The organism is Cupriavidus sp. GW822-FHT03E04 (assembly GCF_058801495.1).
The window spans coordinates 114,498-133,198 of the sequence record NZ_JBXANI010000015.1 but is presented as its reverse complement, the minus strand read 5'-3'; the positions used below and the strand labels follow the sequence as shown (position 1 = coordinate 133,198).

At 66.3% G+C, this 18,701-nt stretch carries 17 protein-coding genes; 11 read left to right on the top strand and 6 right to left on the bottom strand.

All coding sequences use genetic code 11. The features are described 5' to 3' along the window. Positions 1-201: 201 nt before the first annotated feature. From AC1RQC_RS22765 to AC1RQC_RS22740, 6 genes are all read left to right on the top strand, one after another. Positions 202-1,293, top strand: a complete 1,092-nt coding sequence (locus tag AC1RQC_RS22765; protein WP_492884716.1) for a Bug family tripartite tricarboxylate transporter substrate binding protein — start codon at positions 202-204, stop codon at positions 1,291-1,293. A gap of 123 nt (positions 1,294-1,416) precedes the next feature. Continuing rightward, positions 1,417-2,511, top strand: coding sequence for a malate/lactate/ureidoglycolate dehydrogenase (locus AC1RQC_RS22760; RefSeq protein ID WP_492807345.1), 1,095 nt, complete (start codon positions 1,417-1,419; stop codon positions 2,509-2,511). A gap of 44 nt (positions 2,512-2,555) precedes the next feature. Next, complete coding sequence (locus tag AC1RQC_RS22755; RefSeq protein ID WP_043355096.1) at positions 2,556-2,930, top strand: 5-carboxymethyl-2-hydroxymuconate Delta-isomerase; 375 nt, start codon at positions 2,556-2,558, stop codon at positions 2,928-2,930. Between the two features lie 143 nt (positions 2,931-3,073). After that, a complete protein-coding gene (gene garL / locus AC1RQC_RS22750) occupies positions 3,074-3,865 on the top strand; it encodes a 2-dehydro-3-deoxyglucarate aldolase (protein ID WP_492884714.1) in 792 nt (263 codons plus the stop codon). An 8-nt stretch (positions 3,866-3,873) separates the two neighbouring features. Beyond that, positions 3,874-4,800: a LysR family transcriptional regulator gene (locus AC1RQC_RS22745; protein WP_492374258.1), complete on the top strand. Its 927-nt coding sequence runs from the start codon at positions 3,874-3,876 to the stop codon at positions 4,798-4,800. Between the two features lie 92 nt (positions 4,801-4,892). Beyond that, on the top strand, positions 4,893-5,414 hold the full coding sequence (locus AC1RQC_RS22740) for an OsmC family protein (RefSeq protein ID WP_492374259.1): 522 nt from the start codon (positions 4,893-4,895) through the stop codon (positions 5,412-5,414). 15 nt (positions 5,415-5,429) lie between these two features. On the opposite strand, the gene AC1RQC_RS22735 is transcribed toward AC1RQC_RS22740, so the two are convergent. The 4 genes from AC1RQC_RS22735 to AC1RQC_RS22720 all read right to left on the bottom strand — a co-directional run bounded on the left by AC1RQC_RS22735 (position 5,430) and on the right by AC1RQC_RS22720 (position 10,638). Next, a complete protein-coding gene (locus AC1RQC_RS22735; protein ID WP_492374260.1) occupies positions 5,430-6,812 on the bottom strand; it encodes an FAD-binding oxidoreductase in 1,383 nt (460 codons plus the stop codon). 285 nt (positions 6,813-7,097) lie between these two features. Further along, positions 7,098-8,693 carry a galactarate dehydratase gene (gene garD / locus AC1RQC_RS22730; RefSeq protein ID WP_492884711.1) on the bottom strand — a complete coding sequence of 532 codons (1,596 nt, stop codon included), beginning with the start codon at positions 8,691-8,693 and terminating at the stop codon, positions 7,098-7,100. 78 nt (positions 8,694-8,771) lie between these two features. Further along, positions 8,772-10,127 (bottom strand): MFS transporter, encoded by a 1,356-nt coding sequence (locus AC1RQC_RS22725; RefSeq protein WP_492826535.1) that lies wholly within the window; start codon positions 10,125-10,127, stop codon positions 8,772-8,774. A gap of 250 nt (positions 10,128-10,377) precedes the next feature. Continuing rightward, positions 10,378-10,638: a hypothetical protein gene (locus AC1RQC_RS22720; RefSeq protein ID WP_492884709.1), complete on the bottom strand. Its 261-nt coding sequence runs from the start codon at positions 10,636-10,638 to the stop codon at positions 10,378-10,380. Between AC1RQC_RS22720 and kdgD the strand changes: the two genes are divergently transcribed. After that, the gene (gene kdgD / locus AC1RQC_RS22715; protein WP_006160033.1) at positions 10,637-11,551 is read left to right on the top strand and encodes a 5-dehydro-4-deoxyglucarate dehydratase; all 915 of its coding nucleotides are present in this window, start codon (positions 10,637-10,639) and stop codon (positions 11,549-11,551) included. The two genes, AC1RQC_RS22720 and kdgD, sit on opposite strands and share 2 nt — an antisense overlap. Positions 11,552-11,645: 94 nt before the next feature. Here kdgD and AC1RQC_RS22710 read toward each other — a convergent pair whose 3' ends face one another. Then, positions 11,646-12,605 carry a LysR family transcriptional regulator gene (locus AC1RQC_RS22710; protein ID WP_492387129.1) on the bottom strand — a complete coding sequence of 320 codons (960 nt, stop codon included), beginning with the start codon at positions 12,603-12,605 and terminating at the stop codon, positions 11,646-11,648. 100 nt (positions 12,606-12,705) lie between these two features. On the opposite strand from AC1RQC_RS22710, the gene AC1RQC_RS22705 reads away from it, so the two are divergent. From AC1RQC_RS22705 to AC1RQC_RS22690, 4 genes are all read left to right on the top strand, one after another. Beyond that, on the top strand, positions 12,706-13,974 hold the full coding sequence (locus AC1RQC_RS22705) for a CaiB/BaiF CoA transferase family protein (RefSeq protein WP_492374266.1): 1,269 nt from the start codon (positions 12,706-12,708) through the stop codon (positions 13,972-13,974). Beyond that, positions 13,974-15,005: an NADPH:quinone oxidoreductase family protein gene (locus AC1RQC_RS22700; RefSeq protein WP_492374267.1), complete on the top strand. Its 1,032-nt coding sequence runs from the start codon at positions 13,974-13,976 to the stop codon at positions 15,003-15,005. The genes AC1RQC_RS22705 and AC1RQC_RS22700 overlap by 1 nt, the downstream gene beginning before the upstream one ends. Further along, entirely contained in the window at positions 14,981-16,027 is a 1,047-nt protein-coding gene (locus tag AC1RQC_RS22695) for a tripartite tricarboxylate transporter substrate binding protein (protein WP_492374264.1), read from the top strand. The genes AC1RQC_RS22700 and AC1RQC_RS22695 overlap by 25 nt, the downstream gene beginning before the upstream one ends. Before the next feature lie 103 nt (positions 16,028-16,130). Continuing rightward, positions 16,131-17,045, top strand: coding sequence for a helix-turn-helix domain-containing protein (locus AC1RQC_RS22690; protein ID WP_492387130.1), 915 nt, complete (start codon positions 16,131-16,133; stop codon positions 17,043-17,045). Positions 17,046-17,054: 9 nt separating this feature from the next. On the opposite strand, the gene AC1RQC_RS22685 is transcribed toward AC1RQC_RS22690, so the two are convergent. Then, on the bottom strand, positions 17,055-18,644 hold the full coding sequence (locus tag AC1RQC_RS22685; protein ID WP_492370812.1) for an FMN-binding glutamate synthase family protein: 1,590 nt from the start codon (positions 18,642-18,644) through the stop codon (positions 17,055-17,057). Positions 18,645-18,701 lie beyond the last annotated feature (57 nt).

Below are 18,701 nucleotides of genomic sequence, written 5' to 3'. Positions count from 1 at the left end.
GTTACGTCGCGAACGCTTCGGGCGCCTGGCTTCAGGCGCATTTCTGTTATGCGTAAAACGCAAGGCTACTACCACGGCACGCGTGTAGCCTGTTGCCAGGCGATCCCACCCTGCCACATGCGCCGCTTGCCAGAGCATAGCGGCCACGTCACGCAGCGCAAAGGACGATGGCCCAGACAAAAATACAATGGAGACCAAGACATGCTTCTGCAGCTTCTGCACCTGCGGCCCCTTCGGGCCAGCCAGCCGGCCCATCAGTCCCATCCCGTTTTGCAGCCCGTTTTGCAGCCCATTTTCCGCGCCGTTTCCCCATCTCGCCGCGCCTTTGGCCTGCTCGCCTGCGCCCTGGCCGCCGTTGGCGCGCTGCCGGCCCATGCGCAGGACACCTGGCCGGCCAAGCCGGTCAACTACGTGGTGCCCTTTGCCGCGGGCGGCACCACCGACGTGCTCGGCCGCCTGATTGGCCAGCGCCTGTCGCAGATGATCGGCCAGCCGGTGGTGGTGGAGAACCGCGCCGGCGCGGGCGGCAATATCGGCTCCGACTATGTGGCCAAGGCCGCGCCGGACGGTTACACCCTGGTCGGCGGCACCATCAGCTCGCACTCGATCAATGTGAGCCTGTATCCGAAGATGCCTTACGACCCGATCAAGAACTTCCAGCCCGTGGCCCTGATCGGCACCCTGCCCAACCTGCTGGTGGTCAACGCCAACAGCCCGTGGAAGACCGTGCAGGACGTGATCGCCGCCGCCAGGGCCAAGCCCGGCGCCGTCTCCTTCGGCTCGGCCGGCAACGGCACCTCGCAGCACCTGGCCGGCGAACTGTTCTCCAGCATGGCGGGCGTCAAGCTGCTCCACGTGCCGTTCAAGGGCAGCAGCCCCGCCGTGCAAGCCCTGCTGGGCAACCAGGTTGATGTCTTGTTCGAGAACAGCGTGGCCGCCATGCCGATGATTCAGTCCGGCAAGTTCCGCGCGCTGGCCACCACGGCCGCCAAGCGCGCTCGCGAACTGCCGGACGTGCCGACCGTGGCCGAAGCCGGCGGCGCGAAACTGCAAGGCTACGAGATCGTTTCCTGGCAAGCCGTGTTTGCCCCCGCTGGCACGCCTGCACCCATCGTCAACCGCCTTGCCGCGGACATCGGCAAGATCATCCAGGAGCCCGACATGCGCGCCCGGCTGGCCTCGCTCGGGATCGAGCCGTCCGGCGCCGGCCCGGCCGAACTGGGCGCGTTCCAGAAGAGCGAAGTGGCCAAGTGGGCGCAGCTGATCAAGAGCGCCAACATCCGGCCGGAATGACGCCAGTGCATGGCTCGCATGGCTTGCCGGGTACCCAAGCCGGGCCCGGCGGCTTATCATGGGGGCCGCCATGTTCGACCGATTTCCCCACCGATCTCCCCTTCTCTTTCGAACCCCAAGCTCATGAGTGAACACCGCATCCCGACTCCCGCCCTCCATCAATGGGTGGTCGATCTCTGGCTCGCCGCCGGCTCCGATGCCCGCGAGGCCCGCCTGACCGCCGACCACCTCGTCGGCGCCAACCTGTCTGGCCACGACTCGCACGGGGTCGGCATGATCCCGAAGTACGTGATGTCCTGGCAAGGCGAGCAGCTTCAACTGAACCAGCGCGTGAGCGTGGTGCACGAGGCTGGCGGCATCCTCAGCCTGGATGGCAATCGCGGCATGGGCCAGGCGGTGACCGAGGAAGCCATGGGCCTGGCCATCGAGCGCGCGCGCGAGCACGGCGTATGCGTGCTGGGGCTGCGCGCCTCGCACCACCTGGGCCGGGTTGGGCACTGGGCCGAGCAGGCTACCGCTGCCGGCATGATCTCCATCCACTTCGTCAATGTCCTATCCAAGCCGATCGTGGCCCCGCATGGCGGCTATGAGGCGCGCTATGGCACCAACCCGTTCACCATCGGCGTGCCGGTGGCCGGCGGCGAACCGCTGGTGATGGATTTCGCCACCAGCGCGATCGCGCTGGGCAAGGTGCGCGTGGCCAACAACAAGGGTGTGACGGTGCCCCCGGGCTGCCTGCTCGACACCGAAGGCCACCCTACCGACGACCCGGCCGTGATGTTCCCGCCCCCTGGCCAGGCGCAGGGCGCGCTGCGCCCCTTCGGCGAGCACAAGGGCTACGTGCTGGCGGTGATGTGCGAACTTCTGGGCGCGGCGGTCACCGGTGGCCACACCATCCGCCCGGAGACCCTGACCCACGAGCACGCGGTCTGGAACAACATGCTGGCCATCGTGTTCGACCCCGAGCGCCTGGGCAGCAGCACCACCTTTGGCCATGAAGTGCAGGCCTTCGTCGACTGGCTGCGCTCGTCGCACCTGCAGCCCGGCACCGATGCCATCCTGCTGCCCGGCGAGCCGGAACGTGCCTGGCGCCGCGCCCGCGCCGAATTCATGCCGGTGGACAGCGGCACGCTGGCCCAGCTTGACGACGCCGCGGCGCGCGTGCAGGCAGCGCGCGGCAAGTCGCCCGGCCCGCTGTCGCGGCTGGCGGTGGACTGATCCCCCGCCCCGGCGACTCACCGAAACCTTCAGGCCTAGCGACCATGCCCCACCTCATCATTGAAATTACCGAAAACACCCGCCTCACCTGCTCGCAGGAAGAACTGCTGGACGAGGCCAATGCCGCGCTGCTGGCCTCCGGCCAGTTCGGCGAGCCGGACATCAAGTCGCGCTGCATCACGCTGACCTCCTACCGCCAGGGCACCGAAGCGCGCGAGCGCGCTTTCGTCCATGCGCGCCTGCACATCCTGGACGGCCGCGACCTGGCCGTGCGCCAGGCACTGAGCCAGGCGATCTGCGAGGTCATTGCCGACGCGGTGCGCCCGGCCAACGCGGAAGACAGCGTGCAGGTCAGCGTGGAGGTGGTGGAGATGGAACGCGCCAGCTTCACCAAGCAGATCGTCAGCGGTTCGCACTGACCCGCCAGCCCAGCAAGCCATCTGGCATCAGCGCTGGCCCCGCAGCCGGTCAAAGGCTGAATGCGGGGCCACACCGCCCTGGCAGATCGTGGGCACCGGCTGACCCATTCGCCTTCCAGACTGAAAACAGGAACACCATCGTCATGTCCCCCCTCCCGAATTCAACCTTGCCCTCACCCCTTCCCAACCGCTTTCGTGCCGACGTGCTGGCGCACAAGCGCGTGATCGGGTGCTGGTGCTCGCTGGGCAACGCCACCACCACCGAGATCCTCGGCCTGGCCGGCTTCGACTGGCTGCTGCTCGACGCAGAGCATTCGCCCAACGACGTGCTGACCTTCATCCCGCAACTGATGGCGCTGCAAGGCAGCGTGAGCGCGCCGGTAGTGCGCCCGCCCGCCAACGATCCGGTGTTGATCAAGCGCCTGCTGGACATCGGCTTCTACAATTTCCTGATTCCCTTTGTGGAGAGCGCGGAGCAGGCCGGGCGCGCGGTGAGCGCCACCCGCTACCCGCCAGCGGGCATGCGTGGCGTGTCGTCGGTCCAGCGCAGCAACCGCTATGGCACGGTGCCGGAGTACTTCAGCCAGATCAATGACAATATCTGCGTGCTGGTGCAGATCGAAAGCCGCAAAGGCGTGGACGCGGCCGACGAGATCTGCGCGGTCGATGGGGTCGACGGCATCTTTATCGGCCCGAACGACCTCGCGGCCGCCTACGGCCACCTCGGCAACCCCAACCATCCCGAAGTGCAGGCGCAGGTGGCGCGCATCTTCGCGGCCGCCAGGCGCGCCGGCAAGGCCGTGGGCACGCTGACACCGGTAGAAGCCGACGCGCGCCGCTACCTGGACATGGGCGCGAGCTTCGTGGCGGTGGGCGTGGACCAGAGTCTCTTCCGTACCGCGACGCAGGCGCTGCGCGATCGTTTCGCCAGCTAAGCGCTGCGATGAACTCCGAGGATCTGGCCTGCTTCGTCTGCGTCGCCAACACGCAGAGCATCTCGCGCGCCGCGCTCGAAATGGGCGCGGACCAGTCCACCGTAAGCCGGCAGATCGCCCGGCTGGAAGCCGCGCTGGACACCCGCCTGTTTCACCGCAGCGGGCGCGGCGTGGTGCTGACCGAAGCCGGCCAGACGTTGATTGTCTATGCGCGGCAGGTAGCGGCCACGCTCGCCGAAGCCCGCGAAGCCATCCGCGCTTCGTCGGCGCAAGGCCCTGCGCAACTGGTGATCGCGGCGCAGCCCACCATCGCCAACACCGCATTCGCCAGCATCGGCACCGCGCTCAAGCAACGCTTCCCGGCGACCAAAGTGCGCTTCGTCGAAGGACTGGCCAGCCCCGTGCTCGCCTGGCTGGCGGCTGGCGAGATCGACGTAGCCCTGCTCTACCTGCCCGAGCAGCAAGGGGCGCTGAAGGTCGACATCCTGCTGGAAGAAGACCTGACCCTGGTCACGCCGACATCCTGGAGCCACCTCGGCCCGACCTTTCCCGTGCGCCGCCTTGGCGAAGTGCCTCTGATCCTGCCCAGCACCGGACACGGCCTGCGCGTGCTGGCCGAATCGCTCGCTGCTCGCGCGGGCACCACCCTGCAACTGGCGCTGGAATGCGACGCGTCCAATACCGTATCGATGCGCCTGGTGGAAGACGGCTGCGGCGCCACCCTGCTGCCGTTTGCCGCGGTCGCGGATCGCGTAGCGCAAGGCCGGCTGCATTCCGCCCGGCTGGTGGATCCGGTCGTGACGCGGCAGGTGGCGCTTGCCACCGCGCGTAACCGCACACCGGTGCCAGAATTGTGGGACATCATGCAAACGGTGCGGCAGTCTGTGCGCAATATCGTGATGTCGGGGGCGTGGCCGGGGGCGCGGTTGATTTGACACCTCAGATGCTGGCTGCCTGTTGCCGCCTTGAAGGTTTTGCAACCGCCGTCTAGGCTCGATGCCTGAAGCCAACGCTTGGGAGAACGCCCGTGCACGCCGACCAACTCCGCACCCTCCAGGCCCCGCTCAAGGAAAAGTACCGAGAACACCCCGAGGCTGCCTTGATCACCTTGCGTGCATCGAGCCGCCTGGGCGAGGGGGTTACCTGCCACGTCGAAACCGGCAAGGCCATGGTCCAAGCCGGCCTGCATCCTGCCACCGGCGGCACCGGCCTGAGCGCCTGCTCCGGCGACATGCTGCTGGAGGCCCTGGCCGCCTGCGCTGGCGTCACGCTGAATGCGGTGGCTACCGCGCTGGGCATCGTGCTGCGCGATGCGCGCGTGCTGGTGGAAGGCGACCTCGATTTTCGCGGCACGCTTGGCGTGAGCAAGGACGCCGCCGTGGGCTTGCGCGCGATCCGGATGCGGTTTGAACTGGATACCGATGCGCAGGCCGAGCAGCTCGAATCGCTGCTGCGGCTGACCGAGCGCTATTGCGTGGTGTATCAGACACTCGCCCGCGGTACGAAGATCGACGTAACCCATGCCGCCGGCACGGGGCCGGCGGCATAGCCTGCCGGGAAGCGCTCAGGGCTTGATGTTCTGGTTGTGGCGGAACAGGTTGTTGGGGTCGTACCGCCGCTTGACCTCGACCAGCCGGGCATGGTTCGGCCCGTACGCGGCACCGACGCGATCGCCCTCTTCCTGCGTCAGGAAATTCACGTATACGGAGCCAAGCGCGTACGGTGCGGCGGCCTGGAACACCTCGCGCGACCAGGCAATGCAGGCGGCGTCGTCGGCCGGCTCGGTCCAGCGTCCATGCACGTTCATCACGTAGTTGGCATCGCGATTGGGGTAAGCCATGGCGTCTGCCGCGACCCGGTTGGTCTGGCCGCCCATGGCGCCGATGAAGATCTCGGTGTGCGGCGAGGGCAGCTTGTTGACGTAATCCACCAGCAACGTGAGCAGGCCATCATCCAGCCCGGCGAAGTTGTGCGATTTCCAGTAGTTGCGCGCCCCCGGCGTGAGCAGAGGATCGAACGCCTGCTGCCACGCAGCAAACGGCATGGGTCCGACATGCTCGCCATAGGGCGTGCCGAGATGGCGCAATGGCTCAACCAGTTGCGGCCCGTTGGCTGGCGGCCCGATGTAGCAGATAGCCAGCGCCACGATGGGCTTGCCATGGGTCTGCGGCGGCAGGAACGGCAGCGGCGGCGCGAGCCGCATCACGGCCCACACGGTCAGCTCGTCGGGCATGCCGTCTAGGCGGTCGCGCAGGGCTTGCAACACGGCCACGCCCTGCTCCAGTGGATAGACGATCAGGCCACCATAGATCTCCGGGCCGACTGGCCGCAGGGCGAACTCGAACATGGTGACCACGCCGAAATTGCCGCCGCCGCCGCGAATGGCCCAGAACAGGTCGGGATGCTCAGTGGCGCTGGCGTGCACCAGCTTGCCATCGGCTGTCACCACCTGGGCGCTGACCAGGTTGTCCACGGTGGTGCCGTACTTGCGGCTGATCCAGCCAAAGCCGCCGCCCAGGGTGAGTCCGGCCACGCCGGTGGTGGAGTTGATGCCAAGCGGCGTGGCAAGGCCGAAGGCCTGCGCCTCGTGGTCGAAATCGCCCAGCGTGGCCCCGGGCTCGACATAGGCGCGCAGCGCGGTGGGGTCGATCCGCACCGATTTCATGCCCGACAGGTCCAGCGTGATGCCGTCATCGCAAAGCGCCAGGCCGCCGATGTTGTGGCCGCCGGCGCGTACCGACAGCGGCACGCCGTTGTCCCGCGCGAACGCGACCGTATCGATGACATCGGCCGCGCCGGCGCTTTTGACGATCAGCGCGGGACGGCGGTCGATCATGGCGTTCCAGACTTGCCTCGCCTGCTCATAGCCCGGCTCGCCAGGTTGCAGCACCTGGCCTCTCAGTTTCGACTTCAACCCATTGACCAGCTCACTCGACAAATCGGCCATGATGCACCTCGCGACGGAATCCCGGATAGGGGTTCGGCCGCGGCACTGGCCGCGCGCCACGAAGCAAGGCTTGATCCGTGCTTCATCCGTCTCCGGCGTCATGTCGGGGAGAGGATGGCATGGCGAACTGAAGGGGGGAAGGCAGCAGGCGTGGTAGCCAGGAGAAGGGCCGAATCCTTCCTCATTTAAGGTTGGCCCCCGGCGAATGTAAAGCGGCCGGGACACTGGTCCCGGCCGCGTATCGCCGCATCGATTTTCTTTGGCCGCGCTGGCCGGGCTAACGGGTCAGGTTACCGGCGCCGGGTTGAACAGCACCAGCGAGTTGTGCAGCTTGTGGTGCTCGGCCCAGGTCTTCTTGCGCCCGCTCGCCACATCCAGCATCAACCGGAACAACTCCCAGCCCACATCCTCGATGGTGGCTTCGCCGGTGGCGATGCGGCCAGCGTTCACGTCCATCAGGTCGTGCCAGCGGCGTGCCAGATCGCTACGCGTTGCCACCTTGATCACCGGCACTTCGGCCAGGCCATACGGCGTGCCGCGGCCGGTGGTGAATACGTGCAGGTTCATGCCGGCGGCCAGTTGCAGGGTGCCGCAGATAAAGTCGCTGGCGGGCGTGGCCGCGTAGATCAGGCCCTTTTGCTTGAGCTTCTCGCCGGGGGAGAGCACGCCGGTGATGGCCGTGCAGCCCGACTTGACGATCGAGCCCATGGCCTTCTCGACGATATTGGACAGGCCGCCTTTCTTGTTGCCGGGCGTGGTGTTGGCGCTGCGGTCGACACGGCCCTTTTCCAGGTAGCGGTCGTACCAGTCCATCTCGCGGATCATGGCCTGCGCCACTTCCGGCGTGGCGGCACGCGCGGTGAGCTGGTCGATGCCATCGCGCACTTCAGTGACCTCCGAGAACATCACGGTGGCGCCCGCGCGCACCAGCAAGTCGGTGGCAAACCCCACGGCGGGATTGGCGGTCACACCCGAAAATGCATCGCTGCCGCCGCACTGCACACCCACCACCAGCTCCGAGGCCGGGCAGGTTTCGCGGCGGCGCTGGTCCAGCTTGGCCAGGTGCGTATGCGCCATTGCCATGATGGAATCGATCATGCTCTCGAAGCCGACGTGCTCGTCGTCCTGCAGGCACACCACGCCAACATCCAGGCCGCCGGGCAAGCTGCCGGCCGGCAGCAGGCGCTCCGGCTGCAGCTTCTCGCAACCCAGGCTCACCATCATGGCGGTGCCGCCGAAATTCGGGTTCAGCGCGATATTGCGCAGCGTTCGGATCGGCACGATCGCGTCCGGCGCATCGATGGCCACGCCGCAGCCGTAGGTGTGCTCCAGCCCCACTACGTCGTCCACATTGGGATACTGCGGCAGCAGCTCGGCCCGGATGCGCCGCACCGCGTGCTCCACCACGCCCGACACGCACTGCACGGTGGTAGTGATGGCGAGGATGTTGCGGGTGCCGACCGAGCCGTCCGGATTGCGAAAGCCCTCGAAGCTATAGCCTTCCAGCGGTGGCAGCGGTTCCGCCACGCGCGTGCCGACAGGCAGGTTGTCCAGCCCGGGCGCCACCGGCATCTCGATCACGCGCTCGTTGACCCAGCTGCCCTTGGGCAGGTCGCGCAGCGCGTAGCCGATCACCACGTTGTAGCGCACCACGGCATCGCCAGCCGCCAGGTCCACCAGCGCCACCTTGTGGCCCTGCGGCACCCGCTCGCGCAGCGTCAGCCCGCAGGGAAATACCGTGCCCTCGGGAAGGCCGCCATCGTTGGCGACGATTGCCACGTTATCCAGCGCGTGGATGCGGATGTACAGCGCAGTGCCCTGCACTTGCGCAGCCGGCCGCGAACCGCCTGGCTGTTCTACTTTGATATCGATCACCGACATGTCTTTTTTCCTTGCGAAACACTTGGCCGCTGCGCCGGGGCGGCACCTGCGCAGCAGGCACCACTCAATTCAGGGATTTCAGGGATGCTTGAGCTCGACGCGCTTGATTTCCTTGACGATCACCAGGTAGCTGATCACCGTCACCAGCGCGTTGGCGCCGACAAAGACCAGCGCGCCATTGAAAGAACCGGTGGTGCCAAGGATATATCCGATCACGATAGGCGTGACGATGCCCGCGATATTTCCGAACATGTTAAAGATGCTGCCGGCCAGGCCAATCACTTCCTTTGGTGCCGTATCCGCCACCACGGCCCAGCCCAGCGCGCCGATGCCCTTGCCGAAAAAGGCCAGTGCCATGAAGCCCACCACCAGCCACTCGCTATCCACGTAGTTGCAGGCAATCATGCTGACCGACAGCAGCATGCCGGCGACGATCGGCACCTTGCGGGCCACCGTCAGCGAATAGCCGCGGCGCAGGAACCCATCGGAAATCACGCCGCCCAGCACACCGCCCAGGAACCCGCAGATCGCCGGCAGCGATGCGACAAACCCCGCCTTCAGGATCGACATGCCACGGGCCTGCACCAGGTACACGGGAAACCACGTCAGGAAGAAGTACGTCAGCACGTTGATGCAGTACTGGCCCAGGTACACGCCCAGCAGCATCCGGTTGGAGAGCAGCTGGCGCACATAGAACCAGCGCGTGCCGGAGGCTTCCTTGTCCTTCTTGCCAGCGTCGCCGCTCATCTCGATCAGGCCGCCGCCCTGCTTGATGTAGTCGAGCTCGGCGCGATTCACGCCCGGATGGCTCGCCGGGCTACGCACCACCTTGAGCCAGAGACCTGCCAGCACCATGCCCAACGCGCCCATCCACAGATAGACGTGGTGCCAGCCCAGCGCGTGGGTCAGCCAGGCCATCAGGGGCGTAAACAGCACCGCGGCAAAATACTGCGCGGAATTGAAGATGGCCGAAGCCGTGCCGCGCTCGGCCGTGGGAAACCAGCTGGCCACAACCTTGGCATTGGCCGGGAACGCCGGCGACTCGGCCAGGCCCACGGCAAAACGCAGCACGAACAGCGTGGTCACGGCCGCGCCGACCGTGGCGAATCCGCCGATAAAGCCCTGCAGCAGGGTAAAGAGCGACCACAGGAAAATGCTGCAGGCATAGATGCGGCGCGCGCCAAAGCGGTCCAGCAACCAGCCACCCGGGATCTGCGCCATCACATAGGCCCAGCTGAAGGCCGAGAAGATAAACCCCATCTGCACGGCATCGAAGCCGAACTCCGAGCGCATCGCTGGGCCGGTGATGGAAAGGGTGGCGCGGTCGGCATAGTTCACCGTCGTCACCACGAAGATCATCAGCAGGATCCAGTAACGGACGTGGCTGCGACGGGTGGCCTCGCCGGCCACGCTGAGGGTATTGCTGAGATTCATGGTGTCTCCTGCACGAACCGGATTGGAGATGGGAGGCCGTCTTACGTCATACGGCTCTCGGCCATCTCGCCTATTTGGCCGGTTACGTGATATGTCATCGTATAACTTGAATTATAAGCACCCGGTTTCATCGGCAACATTGAGTGTTTACCCTAGCTCCAAGACAACTCCTCTGGGTAGGGTGCGTTAGCCGTTGCAGCGGCGCGGTTGGTCCGGGTGCTCCGACTGGAAGATGCCACGCCCCAAGCTTTCAGCCAGCTTTCAAGGCGAATTCATGAGATTCTGCCATACGCGTTCCATTCCGCGCCTGGACTGCTCCCCCCTGCCCTGTCTCTTCATATTGACGGTCGCTGGCAAAGCCGAAGGCCGAAACCCTTTGCCAAAACAAAAGTACTTGCGCATTCAAATCTCTAGTTGTACGATGACGTATCTCGAAATTGCGCAGACGAAAGTCATGCACAAGAACCACTGAACCAACACCGCCCTTGCGGGTATCAGGACCAGCCATCATGACCACACCACAAGAACTCAAGCAGATCGTCTCGGAAGGCCTGCTTTCCTTCCCCGTGACCGACTTCGACGCGCAAGGCAACTTCCGCCCCGAGACCTATGTCGAGCGCCTGGAATGGCTGGCCCCCTACGGCGCCACCGCCCTGTTCGCCGCCGGTGGCACCGGTGAGTTCTTCTCGCTGACGCCGGACGACTACGCCAATGTCATCCGCACCGCAGTGGAAACCTGCGCAGGCAAGGTGCCCATCCTGGCCGGCGCCGGCGGCCCGACCCGCATGGCCATCGCCTACGCCAAGGAAGCCCAGCGCCTGGGCGCCAAGGGCATCCTGCTGCTGCCGCACTACCTGACCGAAGCCTGCCAGGACGGCATTGCCAACCATATCGAAGAAGTCTGCAAGTCGGTCCACATCGGTGTGATCGTGTACAACCGCGGCAATTCCCGCATCAACGCGGACATGCTCGAACGCCTGGCCGACCGCTGCCCCAACCTGATCGGCTTCAAGGACGGAGTGGGCGAGATCGAAGGCATGGTCCGCATCCGCCGCAAGCTGGGCGACCGCCTGTCCTACCTGGGCGGCCTGCCCACCGCGGAAGTCTATGCCGCGGCCTACAAGGCGCTGGGCGTGCCCGTGTATTCGTCGGCCGTGTTCAACTTCATCCCCAAGACGGCGATGGACTTCTACCGCGCGATTGCCGCCGACGACCACGCCACCACCAACCGCCTGATTGACGAGTTCTTCCTGCCGTACCTGGACATCCGCAACCGCCGCGCAGGCTACGCGGTGAGCATCGTCAAGGCCGGCGCCAAGCTGGTCGGGCATGACGCCGGCCCGGTCCGCGCGCCGCTGACGGATCTGGACGAGCAGGAACTGGCGATGCTGGATGCGCTGATCAAGAAGCTGGGGCCGCAGTAAACCAGACGGGCTTGCCCAGCCAACCGCCGCAGGCGCGGCTGGCGCAGGCTTGCGCTGCTCGCGCCAATGACGTCGCGCCAACGCCGCCAAACTATCACGCGGCGTCAACCTCCGCGCCCGCCTTATGCCCGCCCCAGTTCCCCGCCTGGCTCTCCAGCCGCGCGCGGATGAAGTCCATCAGCGTGCGGGTGGCCAGCGTGGGAAACCGATTCGGCGCGGTCAGCATGTAAATGCTGTCGCCCACGCCTTCGGGCTCGTACTCGGGCAGCACCTCCACCACTTCGCCACGCCCGATCTGCTGCCACACGGCATAGCGCGGCAGCAAGGCAACGCCGAGTCCTGTCATCATCGACTCGAACAGGAAGGGATAGTCGCCGGACTGGATGCGCGGGGCGACCCGCAGGATCAGCGGCGTGCCGGCCAGCTTCAGCTTGAGATCGAAGCGCCGACCCAGCGACGCTGGCGCGATCAGGTCGCAGTGGGCAAGATCCTCCGCGCGGCTGACCGGCCCGTGCTCCGACAGGAATGCGGGCGATGCGCACAGGCACCAGCCTACCGCGCAAATCTTGCGCGCCACATGATCCTCCGGCGGCAGGGAGGTGATCTTCAACGCCACATCCACCTCGGCGGAGATCAGGTCGCCGATATAGTCATTGATCAGCACGCGCAGGGAGATGGCCGGGTATTGCCGGGCGAACTCCAGTAACACCTGCGCCAGGTACAAGTGCCCGAGCCCTGTGGGCAGGCGGATCCGCACATCGCCGCGCACGGTCTGGCCGAGACTGTCGATGGAAGTGCCCGCCGCTTGCAGCTCATCCAGCATGCGCACGCCGTGCGCATACAGCAGCCGCCCGGCCTCGGTCAGCTCCACATGGCGGGTGGTGCGCCGCATCAGTTGCGCGCCCATATGCTGCTCCAGCGCCTTGAGCCGGCGCGAGACATTGGAGCGGGTCATGCCGCCGCGCGCGGCGGCGGCCGTGAGCGTTTTGGATTCCACCAGCGTGACGAACAGCCGGATCAGGTTCAGGTCGAAGCTTGGATTATTGTCAATCATGAGTCAACACGGATGGCACAGGCCGGCGGATTGTCACGGCCAGGAGTACGCCCTAGCATAGGGCATCCGACGCGACATGACGACTCCCAGATCCCTGCCGATGGCCAAGACCGACCTGCAATCCGCGCTACCTTCGCATACCCCGCCTTCACCCGAAGCTGTCGACGAGCTGCCCTTCTCCGGCCTGCGCATCCTGGATATCAGCCAGGGCATCGCAGGCCCCTACTGCGCGCACATCCTCTGGCAGCAAGGCGCCGACGTCATCAAGGTCGATCCGCCTGCTGGCGACTGGGGCCGGCATGTTGGCGTGGTGCGTGGCGAGCACAGTGCGCTGTCCATCGCGTACAACGCCGGCAAGCGTGGCGTCTGCATCGATGCGGCCACCGACGCCGGCAAGGCGTTGTTGTTCGACCTCGCGCTGCGGGCGGATATCGTGGTGCAGAACTTCCGGCCGCAGGTCGCCGAGCGCCTTGGCGTTGGCTACGCCGCGCTGTCCGCGCGCAACCGGGCGCTGGTCTATGTGTCCATCAGCGGCTACGGCGCGGACGGTCCATATGCCGACCACCCGGCCTCGGACTCCGTGATGCAGGCCGACAGCGGCCTCATGCACACCAATCGCATGCCGGACGGCTCGCCGCGGCGCATCGGCATGCTGCTGGCTGACGCGGCCACCGGCCTGTACGCGGCGCAGGCCGCCGCCGCCGCCTTGTGCAGGCGCTTTCGCAGCGGCGTCGGCGCGCATGTCGAGCTAAGCTTGTTCGACGCCTGCGTGGCGCTGCAGGCCAACAATATCCTCGAATACGCCATCCAGGGCGCTGTGGCCGCCGGGCCGGTGAGCGCGCCGAATGGCGTCTTTGCCACCAGCGATGGCAGCCTCACCTTGCTGGCGCTCAACAACGCGCAATTCGGCAGGCTCTGCCGCGCGCTGGATCGCCCTGGCTGGGCGCAAGATGCGCGCTTTGCGGACAACGCCAGCCGCATGGCGCACGCGGCCTGGCTGCAGGACGCTGTGGCGGCGGTGCTTGCCGGCAAAAGCACGGCGCACTGGCTCGGCATCCTGCAGGCGCATGACATCCTTCATGCGCCGGTGCGCAACTACCAGCAAGTGCTCGACCACCCGCTAGCGGCACCGCAGGGGACCTTCCAGACGATCGAGCAGGCGGGGCTGGGTGCCTTGCCGTTTGCCGGCATCCCCGCCAAGGGCATGCGGCGGGCGGCCACCGCCGCGCCGCGTGTCGGAGAACACACCGAAGCCGTGCTGCGTGAGTACGGTGTCACCCCGGACAAGCTCGCGCAATGGCTGGAGATGGGCGTGGTCAGGCAGGCCAGCCCTCTGGCGGGCAATGCCACCGCGGGAGCCAGGGCATGATGCGGGCCCTGCTCTGCGAGCATTTCGGCAAAGCGCAAGACGTTCGCCTTGCCAGCATCCCGCGCCCGGCATTGGCGGATCCGCACGCCGTCACGCTGGCCGTGGAGTACGCAAGCGTAAGCCACGCCACAGGCCTGATGGTGGCAGGCCGCTATCAGACCAAGCCGCCGCTGCCGTTCGTGCCCGGCACCGAGGCGGTCGGCCACGTGGTGGCTTGCGGCGCCGCTGTAACCCGCCTGCGCCCTGGCGACCGCGTGGCTGCCATTGCCGACTGGGGCTGCTTTGCCGAAGAAGTCACGCTGCCCGAATACACGGTCTACCCCATTCCCGATGCGCTCGACGCGCTGCAAGCCCTGCCGATCCCCCTCTCCTACGGCACCGCCTACTGCGGCCTGGTGTGGCGCTGCGCCGTGCAGCCCGGCGACACGGTGCTGGTGCTTGGCGCCGGCGCCGGCGTGGGCCTGGCCGCCGTGGAAATCGCCCACCAGTTGGGCGCGCAGGTGATTGCTTGCGCCAGCACCGAAGCGAAACGCGCTCAGGCCCTGCAGCGCGGCGCCCAACATGCGCTCGCGCCGGAAGACCTGGCCGCCGCCGTCAAGCGTGTGAGCGGGGGGCGCGGTGCCGATGTGGTGGTGGACCCGGTAGGCGGCGACCTGTTCGACCAGGCGCTGCGCGCGGCGGCCGCCAACGCGCGGATTCTCAGTATCGGCTTTGCCAGCGGCCGCATCCCGCAAGCGCCACTGAACCTGCTGCTGGTAAAGAACCTGACGCTGCATGGATTTTTCGTAGGGCGCTACATCGGCTGGACGCCCGCCAACGAGCGGGCACAGCATGCCCACGCATTGCAAGCCGTCATGAAGACACTGTGCGGCTGGGCTAGCGAAGGAAAGATCCGACCGACCGTGTCGAAGGTGTACCCGATGAACGGGCTGGCCGAGGCGCTGGACGCGCTGGAAGCCAGGCAGGTCATCGGCAAAGTCGCAATAAAAATCAAGGAGACTAACGCATGCCAAGCCGATTCAGGGTCCTGAACACGCAACACAGTACGCAGCACACCAAGCATCGCCGGTCCGCGTTGCGCCTTGCCCTGCTGGCAACGTTGGCAACCACCGCGCTTGCTGCCATAGGCACGTCGCCGGCCCGTGCCGCCGACGATTTCCCGCAGCGCCCGATCCGCATGGTGCTGCCTTACCCGCCGGGCGGCCCCACGGACCTGCTGGCGCGCGTGGTCGCCGTCAAGATGGGCGACACGCTTGGCCAGACGGTGGTGATCGACAACAAGCCAGGCGCCAGCGGGATGATCGGCGCGGAAATGGTCGCCAAGGCTGCGCCCGATGGCTACACCATCCTGGCCAATGCCTCGCTGCATGTGATCAACCCGAGCATCTATCCAAAGATGCGCTACGACGCCTTCCGTGACTTTGTGCCTGTCACGCAACTGGCCGATGTGCCGCTGGTGCTGGTGGTCAACAACGATTCGCCGGTCAAGACCGTGCAGGACCTGATCGCCTATGCCAAGGCCAAGGGCGGCAGCATCAACTTCGGCTCGGCCGGCAACGCGTCGGCCCAGCAACTGGCGGGCGAATCGTTCAAGTTCGCCGCCAATGTCTCGATGCAGCACGTGCCGTACAAGGGCAGCTCGCCCGCGCTGACCGACCTGATGGGCGGCCAGATCCAGTTAATGTTCGATTCCATGCCATCGGCCATGCCGTTCATCAAGGCCGGCAAGCTGCGCGCCGTGGCCGTCACCACGCTCAAGCGCGCGCGTGCCCTGCCGGACGTGCCGACGGTGGCGGAGTCGGGCTTGCCCGGCTTCAATATCAGCACCTGGTACGGGTTGTGGGCGCCGCGCGGCACGCCAGCACCGATCGTGGAGAAACTCGCGGCCCACGCCGCGCAGGCACTGCGCCAGCCCGACGTGCAGCGCCAGTACGCCGACATGGGCGCCGAACCGGTGGGTTCCTCCCCCGCAGAGTTCGCGCGCTACACCGCGGCAGAGGGCAAGAAGTGGGCTGAGATCGTGCGCAAGTCGGGCGCCAAGGCGGATCAATAGCCATCGGTGGCCATCGGTGCGCTGCCGTGGCAAGCGGCAGCACCGATGGACAGATCCGCCCCCCCGGCGGGACAATGGCCACCCCGGTGCCCGCCCCCGCCCCATGAAAACCGTCCCGACCTACTCCCTCTATGGGGTCAACTCCAACGAGCCCCTGCTGGAACAGCTGCATTTCGAGTCGATCCCGGAGCGCAGCGGCGTCAACGACTGGGAAATCAAGCCACACCGCCACGAACGCTTCTTCCAGGTGCTCTACGTGCACCAGGGCGGCGGCCGCGCGCTGCTCGACGACCGCGAGTACCCCTTGGGCGCGCGCACGGTGGTAACGGTGCCGCCGCGTTGCGTGCATGGTTTTCGGTTTACGCCGGACGTGGATGGCATCGTCATTACCATGACCGACCACTACCTGCACACGCTGCTGGCTGGCGTGCCGGATGCGCTACCGTTGTTCGAGCGGCCCTACCATGACCCGTTCGGTGACCCGGCCGGTAGCGAGCGCGATGACGCCACCGTGCTTGCCGGGGCGCTGGAACTGTTCCGCGCGGAGATGAACGCAGTATCGCTGTGGCGCGGTGCTGCCTTGTCGGCGCTGCTGTCCTTGTTGCTGGTGGGCATTGCCCGGCGCGCTTGCGGCGCGGGTGCAACCGGGGCGCAGCCGGCGGGCAGGACCGCACGCCATTTTCAGCAGTTCCAGCAACTGGTAGAGGCACGTTTTCGGAACCACCAGGATCTGGCGGGCTATGCCGACACGCTCGGCATCTCGTCCACCCAGCTCAACCGGATCTGCCAGCAGCTTGCCAGCAGGAGCGCGCTGCAGCTGATCCATTCGCGCCTGATCGTGGAGGCGCAGCGCGACCTGCTCTATAGCGATCTCGACATCAAGCAGATCGCCTCGACCCTGGGTTTTGCGGACGCCGCGTATTTCGCGCGCTTCTTTGCGAAGCATGTTGGGCAGACGCCCAGCGCATTCCGGCAGCACGGGCGCGCCCGCCTGCCGGCGCCGCAAGCCGCGCGCTAGCGCAGTGCTTTACAACGAGAAACTGTCGGAACGCGCCAGCGGCCAGTACTTCTCGTACAACTGGTAACGGAAATTCCCGTTGATCAGGTCCCCCGGCGTGAGGAACTTGAGCAGCTCGGACATCAGCCGCACTTCGTTGGGCGAGATGCGCCGCACGATATGGTGCGGCTTGAGATCGCCCGGATGATTCAGGCCAGCGGCCTGCAGGATTTCCAGCAGCGCGTGCAGCGTCTGGCGGTGGAAGCTGGCTACGCGATCCGCCTTGTCAGGCACCACGATGGCGCGCTGGCGCACCGGATCCTGCGTGGCCACGCCCACGGGGCAGCGGTCGGTATGGCACTTCTGCGCCTGCACGCACCCGAGCGCAAACATGAAGCCGCGCGCCGAGTTGCACCAGTCGGCGCCGGTGGCCAGCGTGCGCGCCACGTCAAAGGCAGTGATGATCTTGCCACTCGCGCCAACGCGGATCTTGTCGCGCAGGTTCACGCCCACCAGCGTGTTGTGCACCAGCAGCAGCCCTTCCTGCAGCGGCACGCCGATATGGTCGACGAACTCCAGCGGTGCTGCTCCGGTGCCGCCTTCGGCGCCATCCACCACGATGAAGTCCGGCAGGATGCCGGATTCCAGCATGGCCTTGACGATGCCGAAGAACTCCCACGGGTGCCCGATGCAAAGCTTGAACCCGGTCGGCTTGCCGCCGGACAGCGTGCGCAGCCGGTCGACGAACTGCAGCAGGCCCAGCGGCGTGGAGAATTCGCTGTGCGTGGCGGGCGAGATGCAGTCCTCGCCCATGCCGATGCCGCGCGTGGCGGCAATCTCCGGCGTCACCTTGGCCGCCGGCAGCACGCCGCCGTGGCCCGGCTTGGCGCCTTGCGAGAGCTTGACCTCGATCATCTTGACCTGCGGCGAGCGCGCCTGCTCGGCGAATTTGTCGGGATCGAAGCCACCGTCCGGGCGGCGGCAGCCGAAGTAGCCGGAGGCCACCTCCCAGATCAGGTCGCCGCCTTCGGCACGGTGGTAAGGGGAAATCGAGCCTTCACCAGTGTCGTGGATAAAGCCGCCAAGCTTTGCTCCCCGGTTGAGCGAGCGGATCGCATTGCCGGACAACGCGCCGAAGCTCATGGCCGAGACGTTGAAGATCGATAACGAGTAAGGCTGGGCGCGGCCCTCGCCCACGGTAATGCGAAAGTCAGCGGAAGGGATGCGGGTCGGCGCAAGCGAGTGGCTGATCCACTCGTGGCCAGCCAGGCGCACATCGATCTCGGTGCCGAAGGGCCGGCTGTCGACCTCGTTCTTGGCACGCTGGTAGACCAGGCTGCGCTGCTGGCGCGAGAACGGCATCTCGTTGGTGTCGTCCTCGATGAAATACTGGCGGATCTCCGGGCGGATGAACTCGAATAAGAAACGCAGGTGGCCCCAGATCGGATAGTTGCGCAGGATGGAGTGGCGCGACTGGCCGATGTCATGCAAGCCAACCAGCAGAAGCACAACGGGCACAGCCAGCCATGCGGGAGAAAGCCGGTGACCGGCGGCAAGTGCCGCAAGAACCAGCAAAGCGAGCGCGGTCAGCCAGACCGCGCCGTAACGACGAGAAAGCATGGGGACTCCTAACTACTTTGGGCCGGCACCTGGCCGGCAACCCCGCGATTATCGCCG

Excerpts from the sequence above, each read along its gene's own strand:
- AC1RQC_RS22710 (WP_492387129.1), bottom strand. The coding sequence starts at position 12,605 with ATGATTGACAATAATCCAAGCTTCGACCTGAACCTGATCCGGCTGTTC.
- AC1RQC_RS22700 (WP_492374267.1), top strand. The coding sequence starts at position 13,974 with ATGCGGGCCCTGCTCTGCGAGCATTTCGGCAAAGCGCAAGACGTTCGC.
- AC1RQC_RS22745 (WP_492374258.1), top strand. The coding sequence starts at position 3,874 with ATGAACTCCGAGGATCTGGCCTGCTTCGTCTGCGTCGCCAACACGCAG.
- AC1RQC_RS22720 (WP_492884709.1), bottom strand. The coding sequence starts at position 10,638 with ATGATGGCTGGTCCTGATACCCGCAAGGGCGGTGTTGGTTCAGTGGTT.
- garL (WP_492884714.1), top strand. The coding sequence starts at position 3,074 with ATGTCCCCCCTCCCGAATTCAACCTTGCCCTCACCCCTTCCCAACCGC.
- AC1RQC_RS22725 (WP_492826535.1), bottom strand. The coding sequence starts at position 10,127 with ATGAATCTCAGCAATACCCTCAGCGTGGCCGGCGAGGCCACCCGTCGC.
- AC1RQC_RS22755 (WP_043355096.1), top strand. The coding sequence starts at position 2,556 with ATGCCCCACCTCATCATTGAAATTACCGAAAACACCCGCCTCACCTGC.
- AC1RQC_RS22705 (WP_492374266.1), top strand. The coding sequence starts at position 12,706 with ATGGCCAAGACCGACCTGCAATCCGCGCTACCTTCGCATACCCCGCCT.
- AC1RQC_RS22765 (WP_492884716.1), top strand. The coding sequence starts at position 202 with ATGCTTCTGCAGCTTCTGCACCTGCGGCCCCTTCGGGCCAGCCAGCCG.
- AC1RQC_RS22760 (WP_492807345.1), top strand. The coding sequence starts at position 1,417 with ATGAGTGAACACCGCATCCCGACTCCCGCCCTCCATCAATGGGTGGTC.
- AC1RQC_RS22685 (WP_492370812.1), bottom strand. The coding sequence starts at position 18,644 with ATGCTTTCTCGTCGTTACGGCGCGGTCTGGCTGACCGCGCTCGCTTTG.
- kdgD (WP_006160033.1), top strand. The coding sequence starts at position 10,637 with ATGACCACACCACAAGAACTCAAGCAGATCGTCTCGGAAGGCCTGCTT.
- AC1RQC_RS22690 (WP_492387130.1), top strand. The coding sequence starts at position 16,131 with ATGAAAACCGTCCCGACCTACTCCCTCTATGGGGTCAACTCCAACGAG.
- AC1RQC_RS22735 (WP_492374260.1), bottom strand. The coding sequence starts at position 6,812 with ATGGCCGATTTGTCGAGTGAGCTGGTCAATGGGTTGAAGTCGAAACTG.
- AC1RQC_RS22695 (WP_492374264.1), top strand. The coding sequence starts at position 14,981 with ATGCCAAGCCGATTCAGGGTCCTGAACACGCAACACAGTACGCAGCAC.
- garD (WP_492884711.1), bottom strand. The coding sequence starts at position 8,693 with ATGTCGGTGATCGATATCAAAGTAGAACAGCCAGGCGGTTCGCGGCCG.